The organism is Pseudomonas sp. LPB0260 (genome assembly GCF_013388395.1).
Map to the genome: position 1 here is coordinate 4,426,035 of NZ_CP058247.1, position 24,618 is coordinate 4,450,652.

At 68.7% G+C, this 24,618-nt stretch carries 24 protein-coding genes; 9 read left to right on the forward strand and 15 right to left on the reverse strand.

The genetic code is table 11. The features are described from left to right. Positions 1-56: 56 nt before the first annotated feature. The 4 genes from LPB260_RS19695 to LPB260_RS19710 all read right to left on the reverse strand — a co-directional run bounded on the left by LPB260_RS19695 (position 57) and on the right by LPB260_RS19710 (position 2,108). Positions 57-221: a DUF1328 domain-containing protein gene (locus LPB260_RS19695; protein WP_208707492.1), complete on the reverse strand. Its 165-nt coding sequence runs from the start codon at positions 219-221 to the stop codon at positions 57-59. Between the two features lie 76 nt (positions 222-297). Continuing rightward, positions 298-528: a hypothetical protein gene (locus LPB260_RS19700; protein ID WP_208707494.1), complete on the reverse strand. Its 231-nt coding sequence runs from the start codon at positions 526-528 to the stop codon at positions 298-300. Between the two features lie 212 nt (positions 529-740). Then, positions 741-1,175, reverse strand: a complete 435-nt coding sequence (locus tag LPB260_RS19705) for a PA2169 family four-helix-bundle protein (RefSeq protein WP_208707496.1) — start codon at positions 1,173-1,175, stop codon at positions 741-743. Positions 1,176-1,271: 96 nt separating this feature from the next. After that, complete coding sequence (locus LPB260_RS19710; protein ID WP_208707498.1) at positions 1,272-2,108, reverse strand: BON domain-containing protein; 837 nt, start codon at positions 2,106-2,108, stop codon at positions 1,272-1,274. 234 nt (positions 2,109-2,342) lie between these two features. Between LPB260_RS19710 and algB the strand changes: the two genes are divergently transcribed. Further along, positions 2,343-3,689: a sigma-54 dependent transcriptional regulator gene (gene algB / locus LPB260_RS19715; RefSeq protein WP_208707501.1), complete on the forward strand. Its 1,347-nt coding sequence runs from the start codon at positions 2,343-2,345 to the stop codon at positions 3,687-3,689. Then, the gene (locus tag LPB260_RS19720) at positions 3,686-5,461 is read left to right on the forward strand and encodes a KinB sensor domain-containing domain (RefSeq protein ID WP_256625498.1); all 1,776 of its coding nucleotides are present in this window, start codon (positions 3,686-3,688) and stop codon (positions 5,459-5,461) included. Before algB ends, LPB260_RS19720 begins: the two co-directional genes overlap by 4 nt. A gap of 10 nt (positions 5,462-5,471) precedes the next feature. On the opposite strand, the gene LPB260_RS19725 is transcribed toward LPB260_RS19720, so the two are convergent. Both LPB260_RS19725 and LPB260_RS19730 read right to left on the reverse strand, forming a co-directional pair. Continuing rightward, a complete protein-coding gene (locus LPB260_RS19725; RefSeq protein ID WP_208707504.1) occupies positions 5,472-6,248 on the reverse strand; it encodes an N-acetylmuramoyl-L-alanine amidase in 777 nt (258 codons plus the stop codon). Beyond that, entirely contained in the window at positions 6,245-6,838 is a 594-nt protein-coding gene (locus LPB260_RS19730; RefSeq protein WP_208707507.1) for a MarC family protein, read from the reverse strand. Before LPB260_RS19730 ends, LPB260_RS19725 begins: the two co-directional genes overlap by 4 nt. 192 nt (positions 6,839-7,030) lie before the next feature. Here LPB260_RS19730 and LPB260_RS19735 point away from each other — a divergent pair, with 192 nt between their 5' ends. Next, complete coding sequence (locus LPB260_RS19735) at positions 7,031-8,449, forward strand: DASH family cryptochrome (protein ID WP_208707509.1); 1,419 nt, start codon at positions 7,031-7,033, stop codon at positions 8,447-8,449. Between the two features lie 18 nt (positions 8,450-8,467). On the opposite strand, the gene LPB260_RS19740 is transcribed toward LPB260_RS19735, so the two are convergent. The 5 genes from LPB260_RS19740 to LPB260_RS19760 all read right to left on the reverse strand — a co-directional run bounded on the left by LPB260_RS19740 (position 8,468) and on the right by LPB260_RS19760 (position 13,031). Beyond that, the gene (locus LPB260_RS19740) at positions 8,468-10,399 is read right to left on the reverse strand and encodes a GGDEF domain-containing protein (protein WP_208707511.1); all 1,932 of its coding nucleotides are present in this window, start codon (positions 10,397-10,399) and stop codon (positions 8,468-8,470) included. Continuing rightward, positions 10,396-11,277, reverse strand: a complete 882-nt coding sequence (locus LPB260_RS19745; protein WP_208707514.1) for an endonuclease/exonuclease/phosphatase family protein — start codon at positions 11,275-11,277, stop codon at positions 10,396-10,398. The genes LPB260_RS19740 and LPB260_RS19745 overlap by 4 nt, the downstream gene beginning before the upstream one ends. A gap of 23 nt (positions 11,278-11,300) precedes the next feature. Next, positions 11,301-11,930: a thiol:disulfide interchange protein DsbA/DsbL gene (locus LPB260_RS19750; protein WP_208707517.1), complete on the reverse strand. Its 630-nt coding sequence runs from the start codon at positions 11,928-11,930 to the stop codon at positions 11,301-11,303. A gap of 155 nt (positions 11,931-12,085) precedes the next feature. After that, a complete protein-coding gene (locus LPB260_RS19755; RefSeq protein WP_208707519.1) occupies positions 12,086-12,694 on the reverse strand; it encodes a cytochrome c in 609 nt (202 codons plus the stop codon). A gap of 46 nt (positions 12,695-12,740) precedes the next feature. Beyond that, entirely contained in the window at positions 12,741-13,031 is a 291-nt protein-coding gene (locus tag LPB260_RS19760; protein WP_208707522.1) for a cytochrome c5 family protein, read from the reverse strand. Positions 13,032-13,278: 247 nt separating this feature from the next. Here LPB260_RS19760 and yihA point away from each other — a divergent pair, with 247 nt between their 5' ends. Next, positions 13,279-13,917: a ribosome biogenesis GTP-binding protein YihA/YsxC gene (yihA, locus tag LPB260_RS19765; protein WP_208707524.1), complete on the forward strand. Its 639-nt coding sequence runs from the start codon at positions 13,279-13,281 to the stop codon at positions 13,915-13,917. Between the two features lie 312 nt (positions 13,918-14,229). On the opposite strand, the gene polA is transcribed toward yihA, so the two are convergent. After that, a complete protein-coding gene (gene polA / locus LPB260_RS19770; protein ID WP_208707527.1) occupies positions 14,230-17,013 on the reverse strand; it encodes a DNA polymerase I in 2,784 nt (927 codons plus the stop codon). Positions 17,014-17,087: 74 nt separating this feature from the next. Between polA and LPB260_RS19775 the strand changes: the two genes are divergently transcribed. Together LPB260_RS19775 and LPB260_RS19780 are read left to right on the forward strand one after the other, a co-directional pair. Continuing rightward, positions 17,088-17,372, forward strand: a complete 285-nt coding sequence (locus tag LPB260_RS19775; protein ID WP_208707529.1) for a DUF2782 domain-containing protein — start codon at positions 17,088-17,090, stop codon at positions 17,370-17,372. A 12-nt stretch (positions 17,373-17,384) separates the two neighbouring features. Continuing rightward, positions 17,385-18,335, forward strand: a complete 951-nt coding sequence (locus LPB260_RS19780; protein WP_208707532.1) for a homoserine kinase — start codon at positions 17,385-17,387, stop codon at positions 18,333-18,335. An 80-nt stretch (positions 18,336-18,415) separates the two neighbouring features. Here the strand turns inward: LPB260_RS19780 and LPB260_RS19785 are convergent, their stop codons facing one another. From LPB260_RS19785 to znuA, 3 genes are all read right to left on the reverse strand, one after another. Further along, positions 18,416-19,102, reverse strand: a complete 687-nt coding sequence (locus tag LPB260_RS19785; protein WP_208707534.1) for an NrdJb — start codon at positions 19,100-19,102, stop codon at positions 18,416-18,418. 41 nt (positions 19,103-19,143) lie between these two features. Then, the gene (locus tag LPB260_RS19790; RefSeq protein ID WP_208707537.1) at positions 19,144-21,285 is read right to left on the reverse strand and encodes an adenosylcobalamin-dependent ribonucleoside-diphosphate reductase; all 2,142 of its coding nucleotides are present in this window, start codon (positions 21,283-21,285) and stop codon (positions 19,144-19,146) included. A gap of 173 nt (positions 21,286-21,458) precedes the next feature. Next, entirely contained in the window at positions 21,459-22,466 is a 1,008-nt protein-coding gene (gene znuA / locus LPB260_RS19795) for a zinc ABC transporter substrate-binding protein ZnuA (protein ID WP_208707538.1), read from the reverse strand. Between the two features lie 66 nt (positions 22,467-22,532). Here znuA and zur point away from each other — a divergent pair, with 66 nt between their 5' ends. From zur to znuB, 3 genes are read left to right on the forward strand one after another with little or no spacing between them, the layout of a single operon-like run. Beyond that, the gene (gene zur, locus LPB260_RS19800; protein WP_208707541.1) at positions 22,533-23,018 is read left to right on the forward strand and encodes a Fur family transcriptional regulator; all 486 of its coding nucleotides are present in this window, start codon (positions 22,533-22,535) and stop codon (positions 23,016-23,018) included. Further along, complete coding sequence (gene znuC / locus LPB260_RS19805) at positions 23,015-23,818, forward strand: zinc ABC transporter ATP-binding protein ZnuC (protein WP_208707544.1); 804 nt, start codon at positions 23,015-23,017, stop codon at positions 23,816-23,818. Before zur ends, znuC begins: the two co-directional genes overlap by 4 nt. Continuing rightward, entirely contained in the window at positions 23,811-24,599 is a 789-nt protein-coding gene (gene znuB / locus LPB260_RS19810) for a zinc ABC transporter permease subunit ZnuB (RefSeq protein WP_208707547.1), read from the forward strand. The genes znuC and znuB overlap by 8 nt, the downstream gene beginning before the upstream one ends. The last annotated feature ends 19 nt before the right edge of the window (positions 24,600-24,618 follow it).

Below are 24,618 nucleotides of genomic sequence, written 5' to 3' on the forward strand. Positions count from 1 at the left end.
CGAATGGCGCGCCATGGCGGGCAGGCAGGAGCCGGGCAGCGCCCGGCTGCGCGGGCTCAGCCGCGCGGACGGCGGCCGATGATGAAGGAGACGACGAACATCACCAGGAACACCACGAAGAGGATCTTGGCGATGCCGGTGGCGGCCCCGGCGATACCCCCGAAGCCCAGTACCGCGGCGACGATGGCGATGATCAGGAAGGTTATGGCCCAGCTAAGCATGGCGGTTCTCCTCTTGGCTTGTTGCTACTTCAGGGCGGGCCGGCGGTGCGCCATGGGCGGCGCCGCCGACGCCGGACTAGAACACCCAGCTGCGCTGGCGCGGCATTTCGCGCGGCTCGGGCAAGCGCCTGATGCGGTCCACCTCGGGCGCCTGGCGCACCGGCAACAGCGCGGCGCTCGGCTGTGGCCGCGACTGCCACTGTGGCCGGGTATCCAGGCTCTGTTCGCCGACCAGCAGCAGGATCAGTGCGGCGCCGGCCAGCAGGCCCTTGCCGATCAGGGCAACGGATAGGTTTCGGCTCGTCATCTTCAAGCTCCTTGTCGTCGGCGGGGGCTCGTTGCAGAGCAATCGTTGCAGCCGGCATGCCAGCCGCCTATAAAATAAAAGACAAACAAATTCAGATACTTATAAAAAATAGGGATCGGCGGAATCGGGCATCTTGCAGGATTGGCCGATGACCATCGGGCGTTTTGCACGATGGCCGGGCCGGCCGGGACCTCCCTGTCCCGGCCTGCGTCTCACTGCATCTCGTGCTTGAGGCCGCGCATGCGGTCGTGACAGGCGCGCACCTTGGGCATTTCCACCGCGATCAGCGCCTGCACATCCGTCTCGGCACATTCCAGGGCGTCCTCGAAGGCGTGCAGGATGCGATCCTCGGCCTCTTCCAACTGGGCCACGTAGGTCGCCTCCTCGTCGCTGGACAGGGTCGCCCGCGAGTCGGCATAGACCTGGCGCAGCTTGCCCAGCAGGGTGCCGCCGGTGGCCGGCGCCTCTTCATTGGCCGCGACCTTCACCGCCAGCGCCTCGATCATCTGCTGCTTGCTGCGCGACATGTCGCGGAACAGTGCCTGCAGGCGCACATCCTTGACCTCGTCGAGGGCGTGCTCGTAGAAACGCTGGCCGTCGCGGGTGATCTCGATCAGCTCGTTGAGTTGCGCGGTCTTGTTGCTCATGCTGTTTCTCCTGAGTGCTTGGGCGCCGCGCCAGGCGGCGCCGGTTTGCAGTCGCCGGCCGAGGGACGGCCGGCGCGAGTGATGGCGCGTGCCTGGTCAGCTGTCGACGCGCAGGGCGTCGGCGTCCACCCCGCGCACGCCGCGGATGTTGCTCGCGGTCTCGATGGCCAGCTGCTTCTCGGCATCGCTGAGCACCGTGCCGCTGAGGCTGACCAGGCCGTTGTCGGTGGCCACCGAGATGTTCAGGCCGTCCAGATTGCGGCTGTAGAGGAAGCTGGACTTCACCTTGCTGGTGATCCAGGTATCGCTGATCGCCGCACCGGCGTCCTCCACCGCATCCTCGACCTGGGCCGCACTGCTGTCGGCCCGGCTGACGCTGAGGTGGTTGAACACCTCGCGCACGCCCTCGGTGTTGCCGGCCAGGGCCCCGGCCAGCTCCTTGGCCGCCGGCGTCTGGGCGTTACCGCGCAGGGTCACGGCACCGTTCTCGGCGCTGACCTGGATGTCCAGACCCTCGGTGTTGCTGTTCCACAGCAGGCGCGACTTGACCGTGGCCGCCAGGGTGGCGTCGTCAAAGCGCTGGGCCAGGCTCGGCTTGCTGGCGTCCTTGGGCTCGACATCCGGGTCGACCCGCAGCTGGTTGTCGACCTCGCTGACGCCCTCGATACCCAGGGCCAGCTGCGTGGCCAGGTCGCGTTCGACCTCGCTTTCCACGGTGCCGGTGAGGGTGGCGCGCCCGTTCTCCACCTCGACCTCCAGGCTGAACGGATTGAGGTGACGGTTCAGTGCGTAGGCCGTCCAAATCGAGCCTTCCTGCCGTGCCTCGCTGAGCTGGCGAGTCATGTCACCGTCGCCGGCCTGGGCGAGCAGTGGCGTCAGGCCGAGCAGGCCGGCGGTGGCAGTGGCCAGGGCCAGGGATTTCAACTGATGCATGGCGGTTCCTCCATTTTGCTATCCATGTTCGGGCCGCTTGTGGCAGCCGCTACGGATAACATCGCAAGCCCTGTGCCAGCCTTGAACGAACACCAAAACCTATATTTATCAATACGTTAGTAAGCCATCCCTTGCTCCATCGACATGCAGATTGCAAGATTCCCCCTCGTGCACCGTGCAACTTGCAAGACGATCCCTGGACTAATCTGTTCACCCAGCCATCGGAGCAGGCACATGCAAGCAGCAGAACGACAGAACGGACGCATCCTCCTGGTCGACGACGAAGCGGCGATCCTGCGCACCTTCCGCTACTGCCTGGAGGACCAGGGCTACCAGGTGGCCACGGCCAGCAGCGCGGCCCAGGCCGAGGCCCTGCTGCAGCGCCAGGTCTTCGACCTGTGCTTCCTCGACCTGCGCCTGGGCGACGACAACGGCCTGGACCTGCTCGCCCAGATGCGCAACCAGGCGCCCTGGACCCGCGTGGTCATCGTCACCGCCCACTCGGCAGTGGATAGCGCGGTGGACGCCATGCAGGCCGGCGCCTGCGATTACCTGGTCAAGCCGTGCAGCCCCGAACAGCTGCGCCTGGCGGCGGCCAAGCAACTGGAGGTGCGCCAGCTGGCGGCGCGCCTGGAGGCGCTGGAGGGCGAGGTGCGCAAGACGCGCAACGAGCTCGACTCCAACAGCCCGGCGATGATGGCGGTGCTGGAGACCGCCCGCCAGGTCGCCGACACCGACGCCAACATTCTCATCCTCGGCGAATCCGGCACCGGCAAGGGCGAGCTGGCGCGCGCCATCCACGCCTGGAGCCCACGGGCGAAGAAGGCCTGCGTGACCATCAACTGCCCCTCCCTGACCGCCGAGCTGATGGAAAGCGAGCTGTTCGGCCACAGCCGCGGCGCCTTCACCGGCGCCAGCGAGAGCACCCAGGGGCGGGTCAGCCAGGCCGACGGCGGCAGCCTGTTCCTCGACGAGATCGGCGACTTCCCCCTGACCCTGCAGCCCAAGCTGCTGCGCTTCATCCAGGACAAGGAATACGAACGGGTCGGCGACCCGGTGACCCGCCAGGCCGACGTGCGCATCCTCGCGGCGACCAACCGCGACCTGGCGACCATGGTCGCGCAGGGCCAGTTCCGCGAGGACCTGCTCTATCGGCTCAACGTCATCAGCCTGACCCTGCCGCCGCTGCGCGAACGCCGCGAGGACATCCTCGACCTGGCCGAGCGTTTCCTCGCCCGCTTCGTCAAGGAGTACGCCCGCCCCGCACGCGGCTTTGCCGAGGAGGCCCGCGCCGCGCTGCTGGACTACGCCTGGCCGGGCAATATCCGCGAGCTGCGCAACGTCGTCGAGCGGGCCAGCATCATCTGCCCCGAGGAGCGGGTCGGCCTCGCCCACCTCGGCCTCGGCGAGCAACCGCCGAGCAGCGCGCCGCGGGTCGGCGCCGAGTTGAGCCTGGACGAACTGGAGAAGGCCCATATCGCCGCGGTGCTGGCGGACAGCGCGACCCTGGAGCAGGCCGCCAGGACCCTCGGCATCGACGCCTCGACCCTGTACCGCAAGCGCAAGCAGCTGGGCCTGTGAAGCTGCGCGGCCAGCTGTTCCTCGGCAGCAGCGCGCTGATCACCCTGGCCCTGCTCGGCCTGCTGCTGGGCATGTTCGGCGTGTGGCAGTTGACCAAGGCGCAGAGCCAGGCCATGACCCGCAACCTGGCGATCATCGAGGCCTCCCTCGGCCTGCGCCAGGAGATGGGCACCCAGGTGATCCTGATGCTCAGCGACACCCTCGACCGCGCGGCCCTGGAGGCCTCCAACCGGCGCTTCCAGGGCTGGCTCGACGAGGCCCGGGAGGGCGCGGTGAGCGCCAGCGACCGCCAGGCGCTGGATGCGATCGCCAGCGCCTACGCGCTGTTCGAGCGGTTGCTGGACCAGCCGCTGGCGGTGCGCCGCGGACTGCTCAACGACGACACCTTCGTCCAGGCCCTGCAGACCCTGCGCGATCGTATCAACGCGGTGCAGCAGCGCTACGTGGCGGCGGTGGACAGCGCCCAGCAGGACGCCCGGCGCCACGCCTGGCTGGTCACCGTGCTGCTCGGCCTGGTGGGGCTGGCGGTGCTGCTGCTCGGCTTCATCAGCGCCCACAGCTTTGCCCAGCGCTTCGGTGAACCGATCGAGGCCCTGGCGCGCGCCTCGGACCAGATCGGCCAGGGCGACTTCCAGGTCACCCTGCCGCTGTCGCCGATTGCCGAGCTGAGCGCCCTGAGTCGGCGCTTCGGCCTCATGGCCGAGACCCTGCGCCAGGTGCGCAACAGCAATGTCGAGGCGCTGCTGGCCGAGCAGCGGCGCCTGCAGGCGGTGCTCGACAGCATCAGCGACGGCCTGCTGATCGTCGACCGGCGCGGCCGCCTGGAACACTTCAACCCGGTCGCCCGGCGCCAGCTCGGCTGGCAGCAGGAGCAGCTCGGCCAGCCCCTCGGGCGGGCGCTGCAACACCCCGAACTGGATGAGCAGGTGCACCGGGTGCTGCAGGGCGAAACCCTGCGGCAGGCACCTGCCGACCTGGCGATCGAAGCCGGCGGCGAATCGCGCCTGCTGAGTTACAACCTGACCCCGGTGAGCCACGACCAGGGCCACCTGCTCGGCGCGGTGATGGTGCTGCACGATGTCACCGAGCAGCGCGCCTTCGAGCGGGTGCGCAGCGAGTTCGTGCTGCGCGCCTCCCACGAACTGCGCACCCCGGTGACCGGCATGCACATGGCATTCGGGCTGCTGCAGGAGCGCCTGCAGTTCCCCGCCGACTCGCGCGAAGCCGACCTGCTGCAGACCCTCGACGAGGAAATGCAGCGCCTGCTGCGCCTGATCGACGACCTGTTGAACTTCTCCCGCTACCAGAACGGCCTGCAGAAGCTCGAGCGCGCGCCCTGCGACCCGGGTGAGCTGCTCGGCCAGGCCCGTCAGCGTTTCGCCGAGCGGGCGCAACAGCGCGGCATCACGCTGACCCTGGAAGTGCCGCAGGGGCTGCCGCGCGTGCCGCTCGATCGCCTGCAGATCGAACGGGTGCTGGACAACCTGATCGGCAACGCCCTGCGCCATGGCCACAGCGGCGGCTGCATCCGCCTGCAGGCGCAACGCCGCGGCGAACGGCTGGAGCTGAGCGTCGAGGATGACGGCGAGGGCATTGCCTACGGCCAGCAGGCGCGCATCTTCGAGCCCTTCGTCCAGGTCGGCGGCAAGGCCGGCGGTGCCGGCCTCGGGTTGGCGCTGTGCAAGGAGATCGTGCAGCTGCACGGCGGGCGCATCGGCGTGCAGTCGCAACCGGGGCAGGGCGCGCGCTTCTACCTGGAGCTGCCGGTCTAGGCGCCGCGGCTCAGGCCTGCTCGTTGAGCAGCAGCAGCAACGCCGCCGTCTCGGCATCCGGCTCGCCGTCGTAGCGCTGCGGCCGGTATTTCATCTGGAAGGCCGCCAGCACGTTGCGGGTGGCCTTATCCAGCTCGCCGTGAGCGGGCACCTCGTAGCCCTGGCGCGCCAGCTGCGCCTGGAACCAGGCCACGCTCGGCAGGCTGTTGGCGAACAGCGCCCGCTGGCGCGCCAGCGCCTGGGCGTCCGGCCAGGGCAGCAGGCCGGCCTCGGCCAGGCGCTTCCACGGGAACAGCGGGCCCGGATCGACCTTGCGCTGCGGCGCCACGTCGCTGTGGCCGATGATGCTGCCGGGCGCCAGCTGGTGGCGCTGCACGATGTCCTTGAGCAGCGCGATCAGCGCATCGATCTGCTCCGGTGGATAGGCCTGCCAGGTGCGCCCGTCGGGGCCCTCGCTATAGCCCTGGTTGACCAGCTCGATGCCGATCGAGGTGCCATTGAGCCAGGTCCGCCCCTGCCATTGGCTCTGCCCGGCGTGCCAGGCGCGGCGGTCCTCGTCGACCAGCCGGTAGATGGTCGCCGGCGCATCGCCGATCAGGTAGTGGCTGCTCACCTCGCCCTCGGTCAGCAGGCGCAACGAGCGCGCCATGTCGGTCGAGGTGTAGTGCAGGATGACGTACTGCACCCGGCTGCTCTGGCCGAAGGCGCTGTACTGAGTATCGACGCGCGGGCCGTGGACGCAGCCGCCGAGCAGGGCCAGACAGAGGGCAAGACACAGCACTCTCATGGGCGGATGTGCAGCACGCTTTGCAGGTTGTCCAGCAGCATGTCGACGCTGAGCATGATCAGCAGCATGCCCATCAGCCGCTCCACCGCGGTCAGCCCGCGGGCGCCGAGAAAACGCTGCAGGAACGAGGCCTGCAGGAGGATGAAGGCGGTGGCCGCCCACGCCAGGACGACCGCCAGGTACAGCTCCCAGAGCGGCCCCTCGTGGGTGTTGCGCAGGGTCATCAGCACCGCCAGGGCCGAGGGCCCGGCCACCGCCGGCGTGGCCAGCGGTACCAGCATCGGCTCGCCGTCCGGCACGTCGCCGAGCAGGCCCTGGGGGCTGGGAAAGATCAGGCGCATGGCGATGACGAAGAGGATGATGCCGCCGGCGATCGCCGTCGCCTCGCGCGACAGGCCCAGGCCGCTGAGCACCTTGTCGCCGAAGGTGAGGAACAGCAGCAGCAGGGCCAGGGCGAACAGCAGCTCGCGGCCGGCCACCCACAGGCGGCGCTTGGGCGCGACGTTCTTCAGGGCGGCGATATAGATGGCGATATTGCCGAAGGGGTCGGTGACCAGAAAGATCAACGCGGCGATGCCGAAAATTTCCATGCTGCACTCCTTAACGCATCGCCACAGTTTAGTGACAAGCGCGGCGTCCGTCTGTCGGTAAAGCGTCCTTCAGCCGGCGGATCGGCCACGCCCGTCAGCCCGTGGCTGACAGGGCGGCAGCAGTGGGACAGAGTAGGGACGCCCCTGCAGTAGTTTCCCTTTGGGCTTTGTCAGGCTTGCGAGGACCCCGCTATGCACGCCCTGCTCTGGTTCAAACAGGATCTGCGACTCGACGACCACCCGGCCCTGCAGGCCGCCCTGAGCGCCGAACGCCTGCTGCCGCTGTTCGTCTTCGACCCGGCGCTGCTGCAGCCGGGCGAATACGGCATGCGCCGCCTCGGCGTGCACCGCACGCGCTTCCTCCTGGAGAGTCTCGCCGCGCTCAATGGCGCCTTGCGCCAGCGCGGCTCCCAGCTGCTGGTGCTGCCGGGCCGCGCCGAGCAGGTGATCCCCCGGCTGGTCAGCCGCCTGGGCCTGGACCGGGTGCTGACCCTGGAGGAGATCGCCCCGGACGAGCGCGCCCAGCTCGAGCGGGTGCAGCGTGGCCTCGGCGAAGTGCCGCTGCAACGACTGGAGGGTAACGGCCTGCTGCGCAGCGCCGAACTGCCCTGCGCGGTCGACCAGCTGCCGGCGGTGTACAGCCAGTTCCGTGAACTGCTCGAGCAGCGCCTGCAGGTGTTTCAGCCACAACCGGCGCCGAGCCGAATGCCGCCGCTGCCCGAAGGTGCCGAGGCGCTGTTGCAGCCGTTGCCCGGCCTGTCCCGGCTGGGCCTCGGCGAGCCGCTCAGCGTGCCGGCCAGCGCCTTTCCCTTCTCCGGTGGCGAAGCAGCCGGCCAGGCGCGGCTGCGTGACTACCTGTGGGACAGCCAGGCGGTGCGTCACTACCAGCAGACCCGCAACCAGCTGCTCGGCAGCGAGTACTCGTCGAAGTTCTCGCCGTGGCTGGCCAACGGCAGCCTGTCGCCCCGGCGTATCGTCGCCGAGCTGCGCCGCCATGAGGCCCAGGCCGGGCGCAACGACTCGACCTATGCGCTGTGGCTGGAGCTGCTGTGGCGCGAGTTCTTCCGCTGGACCCTGGTGCGCCACGGCGCCGCGCTGTTCCGCGCCGGCGGGGTGAAGGCCACCGAGCGCGCGCCGCGGCGGCTCGATCAGCGCTTCCAGCGCTGGTGCCAGGGGCGCACCGGCCTGCCGCTGGTGGACGCCAACATGCGCGAACTGGCGGCCACCGGCTTCATGTCCAACCGCGGCCGCCAGGTGGTCGCCAGTTATTTGATCAACGACCTGCAACAGGATTGGCGGCATGGCGCCGCCTGGTTCGAGGAGCACCTGCTCGACTACGACCCGGCCAGCAACTGGGGCAACTGGGCCTACCTCGCCGGGGTCGCCTGCGACCCGCAGCGCAGCCGGATGTTCAACGCCCTGCGCCAGGCCCGCGCCTATGACCGCGACGCCGCCTACGTCAGCCTCTGGCTGCCGGAGCTGCGCCACCTGCCCCCGCACCTGCGACACACGCCGTTCCTGCTGCCGCAGCGGCAACTGCAGGCACTGAACTATCCACGTCTGGAACAGATCCCGGAGACCTGGCGGCCCTACCTGCCGAAGGCCGCCTGACGCCGCAGGCGGCGTGCCTCAGCCGCGCTCGATGCGGTTGCGCCCGCCACGCTTGGCCCGGTACAGCGCCTGGTCGGCGCGCTCCAGGACCTGGTCGCTGCGCTCGCCCTCGGCGAATGCGCTGATGCCGGCCGACAGGGTGATGCCCACCCGCTCGCCGCGGAAGTGGAACGGGCAGCCCTGGATTCCCTCGCGCAGCGTCTCCAGCAGCTGCAGGCCGCCGTCGAGCGGGGTCGAGGGCAGCAGCAGGACGAACTCCTCGCCGCCGAAGCGGGCGATGAAGTCGATCTTGCGCAGGCGCTTGCGCAGCTCCTGGGCGATGATTTTCAGCACCTTGTCCCCGGCCAGGTGACCGTAGGCGTCGTTGATTCCCTTGAAGTGGTCGATGTCCACTATCGCCAGCAGCAGGTCGCCGCCGTAGCGCTGCCAGCGGGCCAGCTCCAGGTCCAGTCGCTCGCCCCAGGCGGCGCGGTTGGGCAGCCCGGTGAGCGGGTCAAGCAGGGCCTTCTGCCGCTGCTCTTCCAGGTGCTGGCGAAAGCCCTTGGCTTCCTCCTCCATGTGCGCCACCCGCTCGACCAGCGTCTGCAGCCGCCCGCCCACCTGCTGGTCGCGTTCATCGCGCTGGCGCTGGTACTGCTGCATGGTGTCGAGCAGGCCATTGAGGCGACTCTCCACCAGCTCCTTCAGGCTGCCCAGGTCGGTCGCCTGGCGCACGCTGCTGTGCAGGCCGTCGACCTGCTGGCGCAGTTCGCTGTCCAGCCCGCGCACCACGCTGAGGGACTCGGCGTAGTCCTCGTGGGCGTCCTGCAGGGAGCCCTGGAAGGTCGCCAGGCGCTCGTTGAGCTGTTTGAGATAGACCTCGAAGTCGCGCTGGCCGACATCGGCGATGGCCAGCATCAGCACGGCCAGGTCGTCCAGCACCGGCACCAGCTCGTAGAGGTTCAGGCCGGCGCGGATCCGCTCGCGCAGCAGGTCGGCCTGGGCCTGGTGACGCTCCGGCAGGGGCAGCTCATCCAGCAGGCCGAGCAGGCTCGCCTCGACACGCTCGGCAATGGCGCTGTAGCCGGGTTCGGGCGGCGCCGGCAAGGCATATTCGACATCCGCCACCGGCTCGCTTGGCGCGGGCTCCACCAGCCCGGCATCGGCTAGCTGCTCCGCTTCTGGCTCTGGCTCTGGCTCCACAGCCTGCGCGCCCGGCAGCAGGTCCGCCGGCGCGGGCAGGCTGTCCAGCGGCGGCAGGCCAGGCGTCCGTTCGGCCATGGGCGCGGCGTCTGCCTGTGCCGACGAGGCCACGGCTGCCGCCGGTGCGAGGGCCGCCGCGCCCGGCGGCAGTGCCTGGGGCGGCGCCTGCCGGGTTGCCGGCGCCTCGAGCGCAGGCGCAGCAGCGGCAGCGCCTGGCGCGGCGCCGGGCGCCAACGGCTCGCTGCCGTCACGTCCACCGAACCAGCGCTGCAGCAGGCCGGGCCGCGCGGGCTGGCCCTGGCTGCGCTCGGCCAGCGCCCGCTGCTGCAACTGCGCCAGCTCGGCGAGCAGCACCGGCAGCTCGCGCATCTGCCCGACGCGCGCGTCGAGGCCCTTGGCGAAGCGCTTCAGCGGCTTGTGCACCTCGCGCGGCAGGTCCAGCTCGAGCAGCGGCTCGACCAGCCCCGCCAGCGCGCCGGCGACCTGGGCGATGCGCTGCTGGCGCTGTTTTTCCGAGTCGAGCACCGCCCGTTCCAGGCGCGGCACCAGGGCCGCGAGGCCGACATCGATGTCGTCGCGGCGGAGGATCTCGCGCAGATCCTGCATGCATTGATCGACCGCCTTGTCGGCGCCCTCGGCGGCCAGGCTGCTGCGCACCAGGCCGCGGCGCATCAGGTCGAGGCGGGCGTCCCAGCGCCGCTCGAGTTTTTCCTGCTGCTCGAGGCTGGCCAGGTACTTGTCCTTCCAGCGCTGCGCGTCGTCGCTCATCTCAGGTCCCCCGCGCGGGTACCACTCAGCACCGGCGTGCGGCGCGACTCGGCACCGTTCGGCAGGCGAATCTCCACGGCCACCGGCAGGTGATCGGAGATCGGCAGCGACAGCACTTCGAAACGCTCCAGCTGCAGCTGCGGACTCAGCAGGATGTGATCGAGGCAGCGCTGCGGCCGCCAGCTGGGAAAGGTCGCCTCGAGCTGCGGCGCCAGCAGGCCTAGATCGCGCAGCGGCGAGTGCTGCAGCAGGTCGCGGGCATGGGTGTTCATGTCGCCCATCAGCACCTGGTGACGGTAGTCGCCGATCAGCTCGCGGATATAGGCCAGCTGGCGCGTGCGGGTGCGCGCGCCGAGGGCCAGGTGCATCATCACCACCACCACGGCATCGGGCCCCTCGCCGAGGCGCAGGAGCATCGCCCCGCGCCCGGGCGGCCCCGGCAACGGGTGGTCCTCCAGCAGGCTGGGGCGCAGGCGGCTGAGCACGCCGTTGCTGTGCTGGGCCAGGCGGCCGAGGTTGCGATTGAGCTGCTGGTACCAGTAGGGGAAGGCGCCGAGGTGGGCCAGGTGCTCGACCTGGTTGACGAAGCCGGAACGCAGGCTGCCACCGTCGGCCTCCTGCAGCGCCACCAGGTCGTAGTCGGCGAGCAGGGCACCGATGCGCTGCAGGTTGCCGGCGCGCCCGGGGTGCGGCAGCAGGTGCTGCCAGCCGCGGGTCAGGTAGTGGCGATAACGCTCGGTGCTGATGCCGACCTGGATATTGAAGCTGAGCAGACGCAGACGGCCGCCACTGGGCCAGTCGGCGGCAGGTGCGCAGCCCGGGTTGACCCGCGGATCACACAAGCCTGCCTGGCGTGCGTTGGACCATCTGCGCAACATGCTCGGCGCTCGCGGCGTGCCGCTTACTGCGCGGCACGCTCCTGGGCGATCAGGTGGTCAGCCACCTGCAGGGCCTGCTGCGGGCCGCCGGAGCTGCCGATATCGAAGCGGTACTTGCCGTTGACGATCATCACCGGCACGCCGCTGATCTGGTAGGCCATGGCCAGCTTCTTGGCCTTCTCCATCTGCCCCTTCACGGCGAAGGAGTTGTAGGTGCTGAGGAACTTGTCCTTGTCGACGCCCTGGGTGGCGAGGAACTCGGCCAATTCCTCGGGGGTGGCCAGCTTCTTGCCTTGCTTGTGGATGGCCTCGAACACCGCGTCATGTACCTTCTGCTCGACCTTCATGCTTTCCAGGGTGATGAAGGCCTGGCCGTGGACGTTCCACACGCCACCGAACAGCGCCGGCACGCGCACGAAGTTGACGTCCTCGGGCAGCTGCTCGACCCACGGATTGATGGTCGACTCGAACTGATAACAGTGCGGGCAGCCGTACCAGAACAGCTCGACCACTTCGATCTGCCCCGGCTTGGACACCGGCACCGGGCTGGTCAGCTCGACGTACTGCTTGCCGGCCTGGATCGGCTCGGCCTGAGCAGCCATGCCAAACAGGCTGGCGGTGGCGAGGGCGGCACTGAGAATCAGGTTACGCATGTGTGACTCCTTGACGATTGAGCGGCGCCCTGTGGCGACCAGCGTTCGACCCGCCGGGGCGGTTCCGGGTTCCAAGCATTGTAGCGGGGCGACAAACGAAAAAGGGTGGCCGAAGCCACCCTTTCCCTGTCACAGCATTGCAGGCTGTTTCCGCATCAGTGCAGGCCTTGCACGTAGCTGGACAGCGCTTCAATGTCCTTGTTGCTGAGCTTGGCCGCGATGCCGCGCATGATCTGGCTGTCGCCGTCATTGGTGCGGTTGCCCTCGCGGAAGTCGGTCAACTGCTTGGCCACGTAAGCCGCGTGCTGGCCGCCCAGCTGGGGGAAGCCGGCCGCGTCGAGGCCGGCGCCGTCCGGCGAATGGCAGCCGGTGCAGGCCGGCATGCCCTGGTCCAGCTTGCCGCCGCGGAACAGGGCTTCGCCCCGAGCCACCAGCTTCGGGTCCGCCGCGCCGACGCTCATCTTCTGGCTGGCGTAGTAGGCCGCGATGTCGGCCAGATCCTGCTCGCTGAGGTTGTCCAGCAGGCCGGTCATTTCCACCACGCCACGATTGCCGGACTTGATGTCGTTCAGTTGCTTGAGCAGGTAGCGCTCGCCCTGACCGGCCAGTTTCGGGAAGTTCGGTGCAGCGCTGTTGCCATCGGCGCCATGGCAGGCACCACACACGGCGACCTTGCCCTGACCGGCGGTAGCGTCACCGCCAGCGGCTTGGGCCAGGCCGGTGATGCCCAGGGTCAACAGCAGACTCACGAGTACTTTGTTCATCAGCTAATCCAACTACGGCTAAGAGAGAAAGAGTTTTGCGTCGGACCTACTCGGCCATCAATTCGATGACCGCCTGGTAGTCCTCTGCGGTGCAGTCCATGCACAAACCGCGGGGCGGCATCGCATTCAGACCATTGGTGACGTTCTGTACCAGTACGTCCATGCCCTTGGCCAGACGCGGCTCCCAGGCAGCCTTGTCACCCCGTTTCGGCGCCATCGGCAGTTGACCGTTATGACAGGCCGCACAGGCGCGAGCGTACACGGCCTCCGGGTCCTGAGCGGCCTGGACCTGGAGCGACAGCATCGACACAACGGCGGCTAGCACTATTTTTTTCATGAGATCAGCCTCATCGGGGAGGGGAACGGCCTGCTTTCTACGGGCAGATGATCTATCGCGTTCCCGTGAACACCTATCCAGCAGTTGGGACAAAGCGCACACAAAATCGCCGGCATTATATACTGGCGCCACTGAAACGGAAACGACGCCACTTGCCGCGCGCCGCTGCGCCCGGCAGGCTGCGCGCAAATGTCGCAAGGGCCACGCGCTGTCCCACCTCCCACGCCCGCCCTCAACGGATGCCCCGATGCAAGCCAAGAACCCCATTATCGGTCTGTGCCAACAGGCCAGCTTTCTCATCAGCGCCGCCAAGGTCGACCAGTGCCCGGACGACCTCGGCTATGAAGTGGCCTTCGCCGGCCGTTCCAACGCCGGCAAATCCAGCGCCCTGAATACCCTGACCCATGCCAGCCTGGCGCGCACCTCGAAGACCCCGGGGCGTACCCAGCTGCTGAACTTCTTCCGCCTCGACGACGAGCGCCGCCTGGTCGACCTGCCCGGCTACGGCTACGCCAAGGTGCCGATCCCGCTGAAGCAGCACTGGCAGAAACACCTGGAGGCCTACCTGGGCAGCCGCGAGAGCCTGCGCGGCCTGATGCTGATGATGGATATCCGTCACCCCCTGACCGAGTTCGACCAGATGATGCTGGACTGGTCGGGCGCCAGCCAGATGCCCATGCACATCCTCCTGACCAAGGCCGACAAGCTGGCCTTCGGCGCGGCCAAGAACGCCCTGCTCAAGGTCCAGCAGGAGATTCGCAAGGGCTGGGGCGAGCGGGTCAGCATCCAGCTGTTCTCGGCGCCCAAGCGCCAGGGCGTGGAAGAGGCCCAGGCGGTGCTGGCCAACTGGCTGGAGCTGGGCCAGACGGCCGCGGCCGAGGACTGAGCAGGCAGCCGGAGGGGCGCGGAGACTTTCTTGCGGACAAAAAAAACCCCGAGCTTCGTATGGGGAGGGAGAAGTTCGGGGTTTAAGGCTCTGAACCGCTAGGGCGGGGTTCAGATGTCTGCCAACACTTAACACAACATCAGGAGCATCGAAGGGCCTGTCGGCCATTCCTAGACTCTGACTGCCCGCGCAAACGCAAAGTTCAGGCGCTTTTTAAAATCTATTGGTAATAAAAACCCCAATAGTTGAGAGATTCTGATTCTAAAGAGCCCGCGCCCTGTGCCCCGGGCGCCGGCTCCACCAGCCCGGGGCTCAGTGCGCCTCGTCCCAGTTGTCGCCCACCCCGACCTCGACCAGCAGCGGCACGTCCAGCTCCGCGGCGCCGCCCATCAGCGCCTTGATCCGCTCGCCGACCTGCTCGACCAGGTCCTCGCGCACCTCCAGCACCAGTTCGTCGTGCACCTGCAGGATGACCTTGGCGTCCAGCGCGGACTCGCTCAGCCAGGCGTCCACGGCGACCATGGCGCGCTTCATGATGTCCGCGGCGGTGCCCTGCATCGGCGCGTTGATCGCCGTGCGTTCTGCGCCCTTGCGCAGGGCCGGGTTCTTCGCGTTGATCTCCGGCAGGTACAGGCGGCGACCGAACAGGGTCTCGACGAAGCCTTGCTGGGCCGCCTGCTCGCGGGTGCGCTCCATGTAGGCCAGCACCCCCGGATAGCGGGCGAAATAGCGGTCGATATAGGCCTGGGACTGCTTGCGGTCGACGCCGATCTGCTTGGCCAGGCCGAAGGCGCTCATGCCGTAGATCAGGCCGAAGTTGATCGCCTTGGCGCTGCGCCGCTGGTCCGTGCTCACCTCGTCCAGGGCCACGCCGAACACCTCGGCGGCGGTGGCGCGGTGCACGTCGAGGTCATGGCGGAAGGCGTCCAGCAGGCCGGCGTCCTTGGCCAGGTGGGCCATGATGCGCAGCTCGATCTGCGAATAGTCGGCGGCCAGCAGCTTGTAGCCCTTGGGCGCGACGAAGGCCTGGCGGATGCGCCGGCCCTCGGCGGTGCGGATCGGGATGTTCTGCAGGTTCGGGTCGCTGGAGGACAGCCGCCCGGTAGCCGCCACCGCCTGGTGGTAGCTGGTGTGGATGCGCCCGGTACGCGGGTTGATCTGCTCCGGCAGGCGGTCGGTGTAGGTGCTCTTGAGCTTGCTCAAGGAGCGGTACTGCATCAGCACCTTGGGCAGCTCGAAGTCCTGCTCGGCCAGCTCGGCGAGCACCGCCTCGGCGGTGGACGGCTGGCCCTTGGCGGTCTTGCTGAGAATCGGCAGGCCGAGCTTGTCGTAGAGGATCACCCCCAGCTGCTTGGGCGAGGCCAGGTTGAACTCCTCGCCGGCGATGGCGAAGGCCTGGCGCTCCAGCTCCACCAGCTTGTCGCCGAGCTCCTGGCTCTGCTGGCCGAGCAGCTTGGCGTCGACCAGCGCGCCCTGGCGCTCGATACGCGCCAGCACGGGCACCAGCGGCATCTCGATCTCGCGCAGCACCTTGGCCAGGGACGGCTCGGCCTCGAGTTTGGCCCACAGGCACTGGTGCAGGCGCAGGGTGATGTCGGCGTCTTCCGCCGCGTAGGGCCCGGCCTGCTCCAGGGCGATCTGGTCGAAGGTCAGCTGCTTGGCGCCCTTGCCGGCGATGTCCTCGAAACGCACGGTGCTGTGGCCGAGGTACTTGAGGGACAGGCTGTCCATGTCGTGACGGGTCGCGGTGGCGTCCAGCACATAGGATTCGAGCATGGTGTCGAAGGCCACGCCTTGCACATGGATCGGCGTGGAGGCGTTGGCCAGGACATTGATGTCGTACTTGGCGTGCTGGCCCACCTTGGCCTTGGTCGGGTCCTCGAGGATCGGCTTGAGCGCACTGAGCACCGCGTCGCGATCCAGCTGCTTGGGCACGCCCATGTAGGAGTGGGCCAGGGGGATATAGGCCGCCTCGTGGGCACTGACTGCGAAGGACAGGCCGACCAGCTGCGCCTGCTGGGGGTCGAGGCTGGTGGTTTCGCTGTCGAAGGCAATCAGTTCGGCGCCCTTGAGCTTGTCCAGCCAGGCCTCGAGCTGCGCCTGTTCGAGGACGATCTGGTAGTCCGACTCGACGGCGGCGGCCTCATCTGCCGCCGCGTCGGTTGGCGCGGCGAACAGGTCGCCGGCCGGCGCCGCGGCCTGCTCGGCCAGGCGCTTGTCCTGGCGCAGCAGCTCGTCCAGCCAGCTCTTGAACTCCAGCTCGGCGTACAGCTCGGCCAGCGCCGCCCGGTCCGGTTCGCCCGGGTGCAGGGCGTCGATCTCGATGTTCAGCGGCACGTCCAGCTTGATGGTCGCCAGCTCGTAGGACAGGTAGGCCATCTCGCGGTGCTCGGCGAGCTTGGCCGACAGCGTCTTGGCGCCGCGGATCGGCAGTTCCGCGACCTTGTCGAGGTTGGCGTAGAGCACGTCGAGGCCGCCGCCGAGGCCGACCAGCAGGCCCAGGGCGGTCTTCTCGCCGACCCCGGGGACACCGGGAATGTTGTCGACCTTGTCGCCCATCAGCGCCAGGTAGTCGATGATCAGCTCGGGACCGACGCCAAATTTCTCTTTCACGCCATCCACGTCGTAGACGCTTCCGGTCATGGTGTTGACCAGCGTAACGTGCGGGCAGACCAGCTGCGCCATGTCCTTGTCGCCGGTGGAAATCACCACGTCGCGGCCCTGGGCGGCGCCCTGCCGGGCCAGAGTGCCGATCACGTCATCGGCCTCCACCCCCTCGACGCACAGCAGCGGCAGGCCCAGGGCGCGCACGCTGGCGTGCAGCGGCTCGACCTGCACCCGCAGGTCATCGGGCATCGACGGCCGGTTGGCCTTGTACTCGGCATAGAGTTCGTCGCGGAAGGTCCCGCCCTTGGCGTCGAAGACCACCGCGAAGGGGCTGTCCGGGTACTGCTTGCGCAGGCTCTTGAGCATGTTCAGCACGCCCTTGACCGCGCCGGTGGGCAGGCCCTTGGAGGTGGTCAGCGGCGGCAGGGCGTGGAAGGCGCGGTACAGGTACGAGGACCCGTCGACCAGGACGAGAGGGGCTTGGCTCATGAGCAGGATCAACCTTTTCGGCGGGGGCAGCGCTAGAATGACTGCACCAATGACGACAAAAGGACAAGGTTATCATGCACACACTCAATCGCCTGATGCTGGCCTGCGTGCTGGCGCTTGGTTCCGTCGCGGTCCACGCCGAGGACCCGGTGTCCGGCGATCCGGACGTGACCATTCGCCAGGAGGGCGACAAGACCATCGAGGAATACCGGGTCAATGGCTTCCTCTATGCAATCAAGGTCACGCCGAAAGGCGGCAAACCCTACTTCCTGGTGCGTGCCGATGGCAGCGATGGCAACTTCGTGCGCTCCGACCATCCGGACATGCTGATTCCGGCGTGGGAAATCTTCAAATGGTAAAGCGATCCTGATATGTCGGTTTTCACCCCCCTCGAACGCCATGAACTGGAAGCCTTTCTCGCGCCCTACGGGCTCGGTCGCCTGCGCGACTTCCAGGGCATCGCCGCCGGTAGCGAGAACAGCAATTTCTTCGTCAGCCTGGAGCAGGGCGAATTCGTCCTGACCCTGATAGAGCGCGGCCCGAGCGGCGACCTGCCGTTCTTCATCGAACTGCTCGACGTGCTCCACGAGGCCGACCTGCCGGTGCCCTACGCCCTGCGTACCGAGGCCGGCGAGGCGCTGCGCGAGCTGGCGGAAAAGCCGGCGCTGCTGCAGCCGCGCCTGCCCGGCAAGCACATCACCCAGCCCAATGCGCATCACTGCGCGGAGGTCGGCAGCCTGCTGGCCCACCTGCACCTGGCCACCCGCGGGCGCATTCTCGAGCGCAAGAGCGACCGCGGCCTGGACTGGATGCTCGCCGAAGGCCCGAGCCTGGCCCTGAAGCTGCCGGAGGCCGACCTGCCGCTGCTGCGCGACGCCCTGGCCGAAATCGCCGCGCTCAAGGCGAGGATTCTCGCCCTGCCGCGGGCCAACCTGCACGCCGACCTGTTCCGCGACAACGTGCTGTTCGACGGCAACCACCTGACCGGGGTGATCGACTTCTACAACGCCTGCTCGGGGCCGATGCTCTACGACCTGGCGATCACCCTCAACGACTGGTGCTCGGAGCCCGACGGCAGCCTCGATCAGCCCCGCGCCCAGGCCCTGCTCGGCGCCTATGCCGCGCTGCGGCCGTTCGGCGCCGCCGAGGCCGAGCTGTGGCCAGCCATGCTACGTGTGGCCTGCGTGCGCTTCTGGCTGTCGCGGCTGATCGCCGCCGAGTCCTTCGCCGGCCAGGAAGTGCTGATCCACGACCCCAACGAGTTCCTCCGCCGCCTTGCCCAGCGCCAGCGGGTCGACCTGCCCCTGCCGTTCGCCCTGTAGCGGCCCGTAGGGTGCGCCCTGCGCACCGCTTGCCGGTTACGGTGTGACCGGCTCGCACGGCGCACCCTACGGCAGCTGCCTTAGCCGCACCGGGAATAGCCGCAATTGAGGCAGGTGGCGCAGCCCTCCAGCTGCACCACCGCTTGGGTCTGGCACTTGCCGCACAGCTGCGCCCCGGGTGGGAAGCCTTCGCCGGGTTCCACCGAGGCGGCGTCCTGGCTGGCCTGGTAGACCGCCCACTTCTCCGCCAGCAGGCGCCGTTGCTGCTCATCCAGCTCATGACCCTCGAGCAGGCCGATGGCGGTCAGGTGGCGCTCCAGCACCGCGCCGATCTCCGCCACCAGCGACGGCATGTAAACCCCACCGCGCTTGAGGTAGCCGCCGCGCGGGTCGAACACCGCCTTCAGTTCCTCGACCAGGAAGGTGCAGTCGCCACCCTTGCGGAACACCGCCGACATGATCCGGGTCAGCGCCACAATCCACTGGAAGTGCTCCATGCCCTTGGAGTTGATGAAGATCTCGAAGGGCCGGCGCTGCTCGTGGGGCGTGCCGGCGTTGAGCAGGATGTCGTTGATGGTGACGTACAGGGCATGCTCGAACAGCGGCGACTTGATCTTGTAGGTCACCCCGAACAGGGTTTCCGGGCGCTGCAGGGTCTCGTCCATCTGCACCGGGGCGGGCGTCGCCTCGACCTCGGCGGCCGGCGAGGGCGGCGCCTCGTCGACCAGCTGGAAGCCCGTGATGCGTTGTTCGATCTTCACCACCATGCTCTTCTCCGCCGGGCTGCCCAGGGTCGCTGCAGCGCCGCTCAGTACTTGCCGTAATAGCCTTCCTTCAGCGCCTCGAACAGGTTGGCGGCGCTGTGCAGCTGGCCGTCGTACTCCACCTGCTCGTCGCCCTGCAGTTCCACCTGGCTGCCATCCGCCAGTTCGAAGCGGTAGCGGGTGCGCGCCAGGTCCGCCTGCTTGACCAGCACCCCCTGGAACGCCGCCGGATTGAAACGGAAGGTGGTGCAGCCCTTGAGGCCCTGGCGCCAGGCGTAACGGTAGATGTCCTTGAAGGCCTCGAAGGGGTAGTCGGTGGGCACGTTGGCGGTCTTGGAGATCGACGAGTCGACCCATTTCTGCGCCGCCGCCTGTATGTCCACATGCTCGGTGGGGCCGATGTCCTCGCTGCTGACGAAGTAGTCGGGCAAGCGCTCGGCCGGGTCCTGCGAGCCGGGCATGGCCCGCGGGTTGACCAGGCTGCGGTAGGCCAGCAGCTCGTAGCTGAACACCTCGACCCGCTCCTTGCTCTTGCGCCCGGGGCGGATCAGGTTGCGCCAGTAGTGCTGGGCGAAGCTCGGCTCGATGCCGTTGGAGGCGTTGTTGGCCAGGCTCAGGCTGATGGTGCCGGTGGGGGCGATGGAGCTGTGGTGGGTGAAACGCGCGCCGCGCTCGGCCAGGGCATCCACCAGCTCCGGCGCCTGCCCGGCCAGATGCTGCATGTAGCGCGAGTAGCGCGCATGCAGCACCCGCCCGGGCAGGCGGTCGCCGACCTTGTGGCCATCGCGGGCCAGCTCCGGGCGCAGCCGCAGCATCTGCGCGGTCACCTCGAACTCCTCGGCCAGCAGCGGCGCCGGGCCCTTCTCCTCGGCCAGCTCGAGCGCCACCTGCCAGCCGGTCAGGGCCATTTCCCGCGCCACCTCCTCGGTGAATGCACAGGCCTCGGCGCCGCCGTAGCGCAGCTTGAGCAGCGCCAGGGTCGAGCCCAGGCCGAGAAAGCCCATGCCATGGCGGCGCTTGCCGAGGATCTCGGCGCGCTGTTCGGCCAGCGGCAGGCCGTTGATCTCCACCACGTTGTCCAGCAGGCGGGTGAAGATGCGCACCACCCGGCGGAAAGCGTCCCAGTCGAAGCGCGCCGCGGCGCCGAAAGGGTCGAGGACGAAACGGGTCAGGTTGACCGAGCCGAGCAGGCAGGAACCGTAGGGCGGCAGCGGTTGTTCGCCGCAGGGGTTGGTGGCGCGGATATTTTCGCACCACCAGTTGTTGTTCCACTGGTTGACCCGGTCGATGAGGATGAAACCCGGCTCGGCATAGGCGTAGGTGGCGGCCATCAGCTGGTCCCAGAGCTCGCGAGCCGGCAGGCTGCCGTGGACCTTGCAGGCCACCCGGCCTTCGTCGTCAACGCAGTAGCCCTGCTGCAGCGGCCAGTCGCGCCAGCGCACCTGGGCCGGATCGTCGAAGTCGAGGTCGGCGCGCTCCTTGGGATGCACCGGGAACAGCAGCGGCCAGTCGGCGTCCTGCTCGACCGCCTGCATGAAGTCGTCGCCGACCAGCAGGCTCAGGTTGAACTGGCGCAGGCGGCCGTCCTCGCGCTTGGCCTCGATAAACGCCTGCACGTCCGGGTGGGCGATGTCGAAGGTGGCCATCTGCGCGCCACGCCGGCCGCCGGCCGAGCTGACGGTGAAGCACATCTTGTCGTAGATATCCATAAACGACAGCGGCCCGCTGGTCTGCGCCCCGGCTCCGGAAACCCGGGCGCCGCGCGGGCGCAGGGTGGAGAACTCATAGCCGATGCCGCAGCCGGCCTTGAGCGTCAGCCCGGCCTCGACCAGGCGACCGAGGATCGCCTCCATCGAGTCCTCGAGGGTCGCCGATACCGTGCAGTTGATGGTCGAGGTGGCCGGCTTGTAGGCCTCGGCACCGGCGTTGGCGACGATGCGCCCGGCCGGGATGGCGCCGTGGCGCAGCGCCCAGAGGAACTCCCGGTACCAGTGCTCACGCCGCTCGGGCTGCTCCACCGCCGCCACGGCGCGGGCGATGCGCTGCCAGCCGTGGTCGATGCTGGCGTCCAGCGGCTTGCCGTGCCCGTCGCGCAGGCAGTACTTCTGCGCCCAGATGTCCAGCGCGGCGGCCTGCAGGGGAATGTCAGGGGCCGTCGTCGCTGGGGACTTGCCGCGCTTGGCCATGTGCGGTCCTCCCGTCGCCGAGCCGAGCGACCCGGTGCGGGATCGACCGCCCCGACCTGTCGGCAGCCGGCGGGCGAACAGCAGGGTCGCTGACCTTTACCTTAGCCCCTGCGCGACCGCCGCGACGTTGTTCGGCCCGCCGGCAGCAGTTCCAGGCCAGGCGCCAGGCGGCGCTACAGCGGCTCGAGGCAACCGGCGAGGGTCTCGCCCAGCTGCGCCAGCAGGCGCTCGTAGCCGCTTGCGTCGACCGCCAGGCTGCCGCCCATGCCGTCCAGCTCGGCCAGGGTCACCGGCAGGCCGGCGCTCAGGGTTTCGGCCAGGCGCGGGCGCAGCGGCGGTTCGCTGAACACGCAGGCCGGTCCGCTCGCCTTCAGCCGTTCGCGCATCGCCGCCACATGGCGGGCGCCGGGCTGCACCTCGCCGGAGACGCTGAACACCCCGGCATGCTCCAGGCCATAGGCGGCCTCGAAGTAGTCGTAGGCCTGGTGGAAGACGAAGTAGGGCTTGCCGCGCACGCCACTCAGGCGCGCGCGCAGACGCTCATCGAGGGCCGCCAGGCGCTGCTCGAAGCCGGCGAGATTGCTCTGGTAGCGCGCGGCGTTGGCCGGGTCGGCGGCAGTCAGGTCGGCGGCCATGCGTGCGGCGATCACCCGGGCATTGGCCGGCAGCAGCCACAGGTGCGCATCCAGGCTGCCGGGACGGTGGGCGTGGTCGTGCTCGTCCGGCTCGGCCTGATGCTCTGGTTCGTGCCGGCCATGTGCATGCTCTGCATCGTCATGCCCGCCATGCCCCTCGTGTCCGTGGTGCTCATCGTGCTCATCGTGTGCGGCGTGCTCGTCACCGAAATGCCGCAGCTGCATCCCGGACAGGTCCTGCACCGCGACGCTGGGCTTGTCCCGCGCCTCCAGCACCCGCGGCAGGAAGCTCTCCAGGTCGGCACCGACCCAGTACAGCAGCTCCACCTTGCGCACCTGGCGCACGTCGGAAGGCCGCAGGGCGTAGTGATGCGGCGAGGCGCCCGGCGGCAGCAGCACCTCGGGCTTGCCGACACCGTCCTGGACGGCGGCGGCGATCAGCTGCAGCGGCTTGATCGAGGTCAGCACGCGGACCTCGGCCTGCACCGCAGCACTGAACGAGAGGAGGACACACAAGAGGCTGGCAGCTGAGAGTAGACGCGACACGAAGAACACCCGGGCAGGAAGAAACAGGTAATATAATAACGTCTCCCAGCCAAGGCGTCGCCGCCCATGATCCTCACTCCGCTGGCCTCACGCCCCCACGACCACTCGCGCTGCGTCAGCCAGGCCCTGGCCGAGGCCGAGAGCATCTGCACGCGCCAGGGCCTGCGCCTGACCGCTCTGCGCAAGCGCGTACTGGAGCTGGTCTGGCAAAGCCACAAGCCGCTGGGTGCCTATGACATCCTCGCTGTGCTGAGCGAGGAAGACGGTCGCCGCGCCGCGCCGCCGACCGTGTACCGCGCCCTGGACTTCCTCCTCGAGCACGGCCTGGTGCACCGCATCGCCTCGCTCAACGCCTTCGTCGGCTGCAACCGGCCGGAGCACGCCCACCAGGGCCAGTTCCTCATCTGCCGCCAGTGCCACGCGGCGATCGAGCTGGAACAGACGGCGATCAGCCAGGCCATCGTCGGCGCCGCCGCCGACGTGGGCTTCAGCGTGGAAGGCCAGACCGTGGAAGTGGTCGGGCTGTGCAGCGGATGCCGGGAGGTCGAATGAGCGATGCGCTGATCCGCCTCGACGGCGTGGGGGTCCGCTTCGCCGGGCAGGCCGTGCTGCATGACGTGCGGCTGAGCGTCGAGCCCGGACAGATCGTCACCCTGATCGGCCCCAACGGCGCCGGCAAGACCACCCTGGTGCGCGCCGTGCTCGGCCTGCTCAAGCCCGAGACGGGCAGCGTCTGGCGCAAGCCCAAACTGCGTATCGGCTATATGCCGCAGAAGCTGCACGTCGACGCCACCCTGCCGCTCAGCGTGCTGCGCTTCCTGCGCCTGGTGCCGGGGGTCGATCGCGCCAGCGCCCAGGCCGCGCTGGCCGAGGTCGGGGCCGGCCAGGTGCTCGACAGCCCGCTGCAGGGCATCTCCGGCGGTGAGCTGCAGCGTGTGCTGCTGGCCCGCGCGCTGCTGCGCAAACCCGAGCTGCTGGTGCTCGACGAGCCGGTGCAGGGCGTCGACGTCGCAGGCCAGGCCGAGCTGTACCGCCTGATCACCCGCCTGCGCGACCGCCACGGCTGCGGCGTGCTGATGGTCTCCCACGACCTGCATTTGGTGATGAGCACCACCGACCAGGTGGTCTGCCTCAATCGTCACGTCTGCTGCTCCGGCCACCCGGAGCAGGTCAGCTTCGACCCGGCCTTCGTCGAGCTGTTCGGCCAGGACGCCAAGAGCCTGGCGGTCTACCACCACCACCACGACCACGAGCACGACCTGCATGGCGCCGTGGTCAAGGAGCCGGGCGGCCTGAGCATCCAGGGCCCGCTCAAGCCGCACGTCCACGGAGATGGCTGCAACCATGGCTGATTTTCTGCTCAACGCCCTGCTCGCCGGCCTGGCCCTCGCCCTGGTCGCCGGCCCCCTGGGCTCCTTCGTGGTGTGGCGGCGCATGGCCTATTTCGGCGACACCCTGTCCCACGCCGCGCTGCTCGGCGTGGCCCTGGGCCTGATGCTGGACGTCAGCCCGACCCTGGCGGTGACCGTCGGCTGCGTGCTCCTGGCGGTGCTGCTGGTGACCCTGCAGACCCGCCAGCCGTTGGCCTCCGACACCCTGCTGGGGATCCTCGCCCACAGCACCCTGTCCCTCGGCCTGGTGGTGCTGAGTTTTATGCGCGAGGTGCGCATCGACCTGATGAGCTACCTGTTCGGCGACCTGCTGGCGGTCGGCCCGAGCGATCTGGCCTGGATTCTCGCCGGCAGCGCCCTGGTCCTGCTGGCCCTGGCGCTGCTCTGGCGCCCGCTGCTGGCGATCACCGTGCACGAGGAGCTGGCCCGGGTCGAGGGCCTGCCGGTGGCCGCGATCCGCCTGAGCCTGATGCTGCTGATCGCCGTGGTGATCGCCGTGGCCATGAAGATAGTCGGCGTGCTGCTGATCACCTCGCTGCTGATCATTCCCGCGGCCGCCGCCCAGCGCCACGCCCGCACCCCGGAGCAGATGGCCCTGGGCGCCAGCCTGCTGGGCGTCGTCGCGGTGTGTGGCGGGCTCAGCCTGTCCTGGTTCCAGGACACCCCGGCCGGCCCCTCGATCGTGGTCAGCGCCGCCAGCCTGTTCCTGCTGAGCCTGGCCTGGCCGCGGCGCACGGCCTGACGGCGGCGCATGATACGGT

Coding starts and splice junctions, on each gene's coding strand:
- LPB260_RS19760 (WP_208707522.1), bottom strand. CDS start 13,031: ATGAAAAAAATAGTGCTAGCCGCCGTTGTGTCGATGCTGTCGCTCCAG.
- LPB260_RS19725 (WP_208707504.1), bottom strand. CDS start 6,248: ATGAGAGTGCTGTGTCTTGCCCTCTGTCTGGCCCTGCTCGGCGGCTGC.
- znuC (WP_208707544.1), top strand. CDS start 23,015: ATGAGCGATGCGCTGATCCGCCTCGACGGCGTGGGGGTCCGCTTCGCC.
- LPB260_RS19705 (WP_208707496.1), bottom strand. CDS start 1,175: ATGAGCAACAAGACCGCGCAACTCAACGAGCTGATCGAGATCACCCGC.
- LPB260_RS19785 (WP_208707534.1), bottom strand. CDS start 19,102: ATGGTGGTGAAGATCGAACAACGCATCACGGGCTTCCAGCTGGTCGAC.
- LPB260_RS19750 (WP_208707517.1), bottom strand. CDS start 11,930: ATGCGTAACCTGATTCTCAGTGCCGCCCTCGCCACCGCCAGCCTGTTT.
- LPB260_RS19740 (WP_208707511.1), bottom strand. CDS start 10,399: ATGAGCGACGACGCGCAGCGCTGGAAGGACAAGTACCTGGCCAGCCTC.
- LPB260_RS19780 (WP_208707532.1), top strand. CDS start 17,385: ATGTCGGTTTTCACCCCCCTCGAACGCCATGAACTGGAAGCCTTTCTC.
- LPB260_RS19730 (WP_208707507.1), bottom strand. CDS start 6,838: ATGGAAATTTTCGGCATCGCCGCGTTGATCTTTCTGGTCACCGACCCC.
- LPB260_RS19735 (WP_208707509.1), top strand. CDS start 7,031: ATGCACGCCCTGCTCTGGTTCAAACAGGATCTGCGACTCGACGACCAC.
- yihA (WP_208707524.1), top strand. CDS start 13,279: ATGCAAGCCAAGAACCCCATTATCGGTCTGTGCCAACAGGCCAGCTTT.
- LPB260_RS19700 (WP_208707494.1), bottom strand. CDS start 528: ATGACGAGCCGAAACCTATCCGTTGCCCTGATCGGCAAGGGCCTGCTG.
- zur (WP_208707541.1), top strand. CDS start 22,533: ATGATCCTCACTCCGCTGGCCTCACGCCCCCACGACCACTCGCGCTGC.
- LPB260_RS19710 (WP_208707498.1), bottom strand. CDS start 2,108: ATGCATCAGTTGAAATCCCTGGCCCTGGCCACTGCCACCGCCGGCCTG.
- LPB260_RS19745 (WP_208707514.1), bottom strand. CDS start 11,277: ATGTTGCGCAGATGGTCCAACGCACGCCAGGCAGGCTTGTGTGATCCG.
- LPB260_RS19755 (WP_208707519.1), bottom strand. CDS start 12,694: ATGAACAAAGTACTCGTGAGTCTGCTGTTGACCCTGGGCATCACCGGC.
- LPB260_RS19775 (WP_208707529.1), top strand. CDS start 17,088: ATGCACACACTCAATCGCCTGATGCTGGCCTGCGTGCTGGCGCTTGGT.
- polA (WP_208707527.1), bottom strand. CDS start 17,013: ATGAGCCAAGCCCCTCTCGTCCTGGTCGACGGGTCCTCGTACCTGTAC.
- LPB260_RS19790 (WP_208707537.1), bottom strand. CDS start 21,285: ATGGCCAAGCGCGGCAAGTCCCCAGCGACGACGGCCCCTGACATTCCC.
- algB (WP_208707501.1), top strand. CDS start 2,343: ATGCAAGCAGCAGAACGACAGAACGGACGCATCCTCCTGGTCGACGAC.
- znuB (WP_208707547.1), top strand. CDS start 23,811: ATGGCTGATTTTCTGCTCAACGCCCTGCTCGCCGGCCTGGCCCTCGCC.
- LPB260_RS19695 (WP_208707492.1), bottom strand. CDS start 221: ATGCTTAGCTGGGCCATAACCTTCCTGATCATCGCCATCGTCGCCGCG.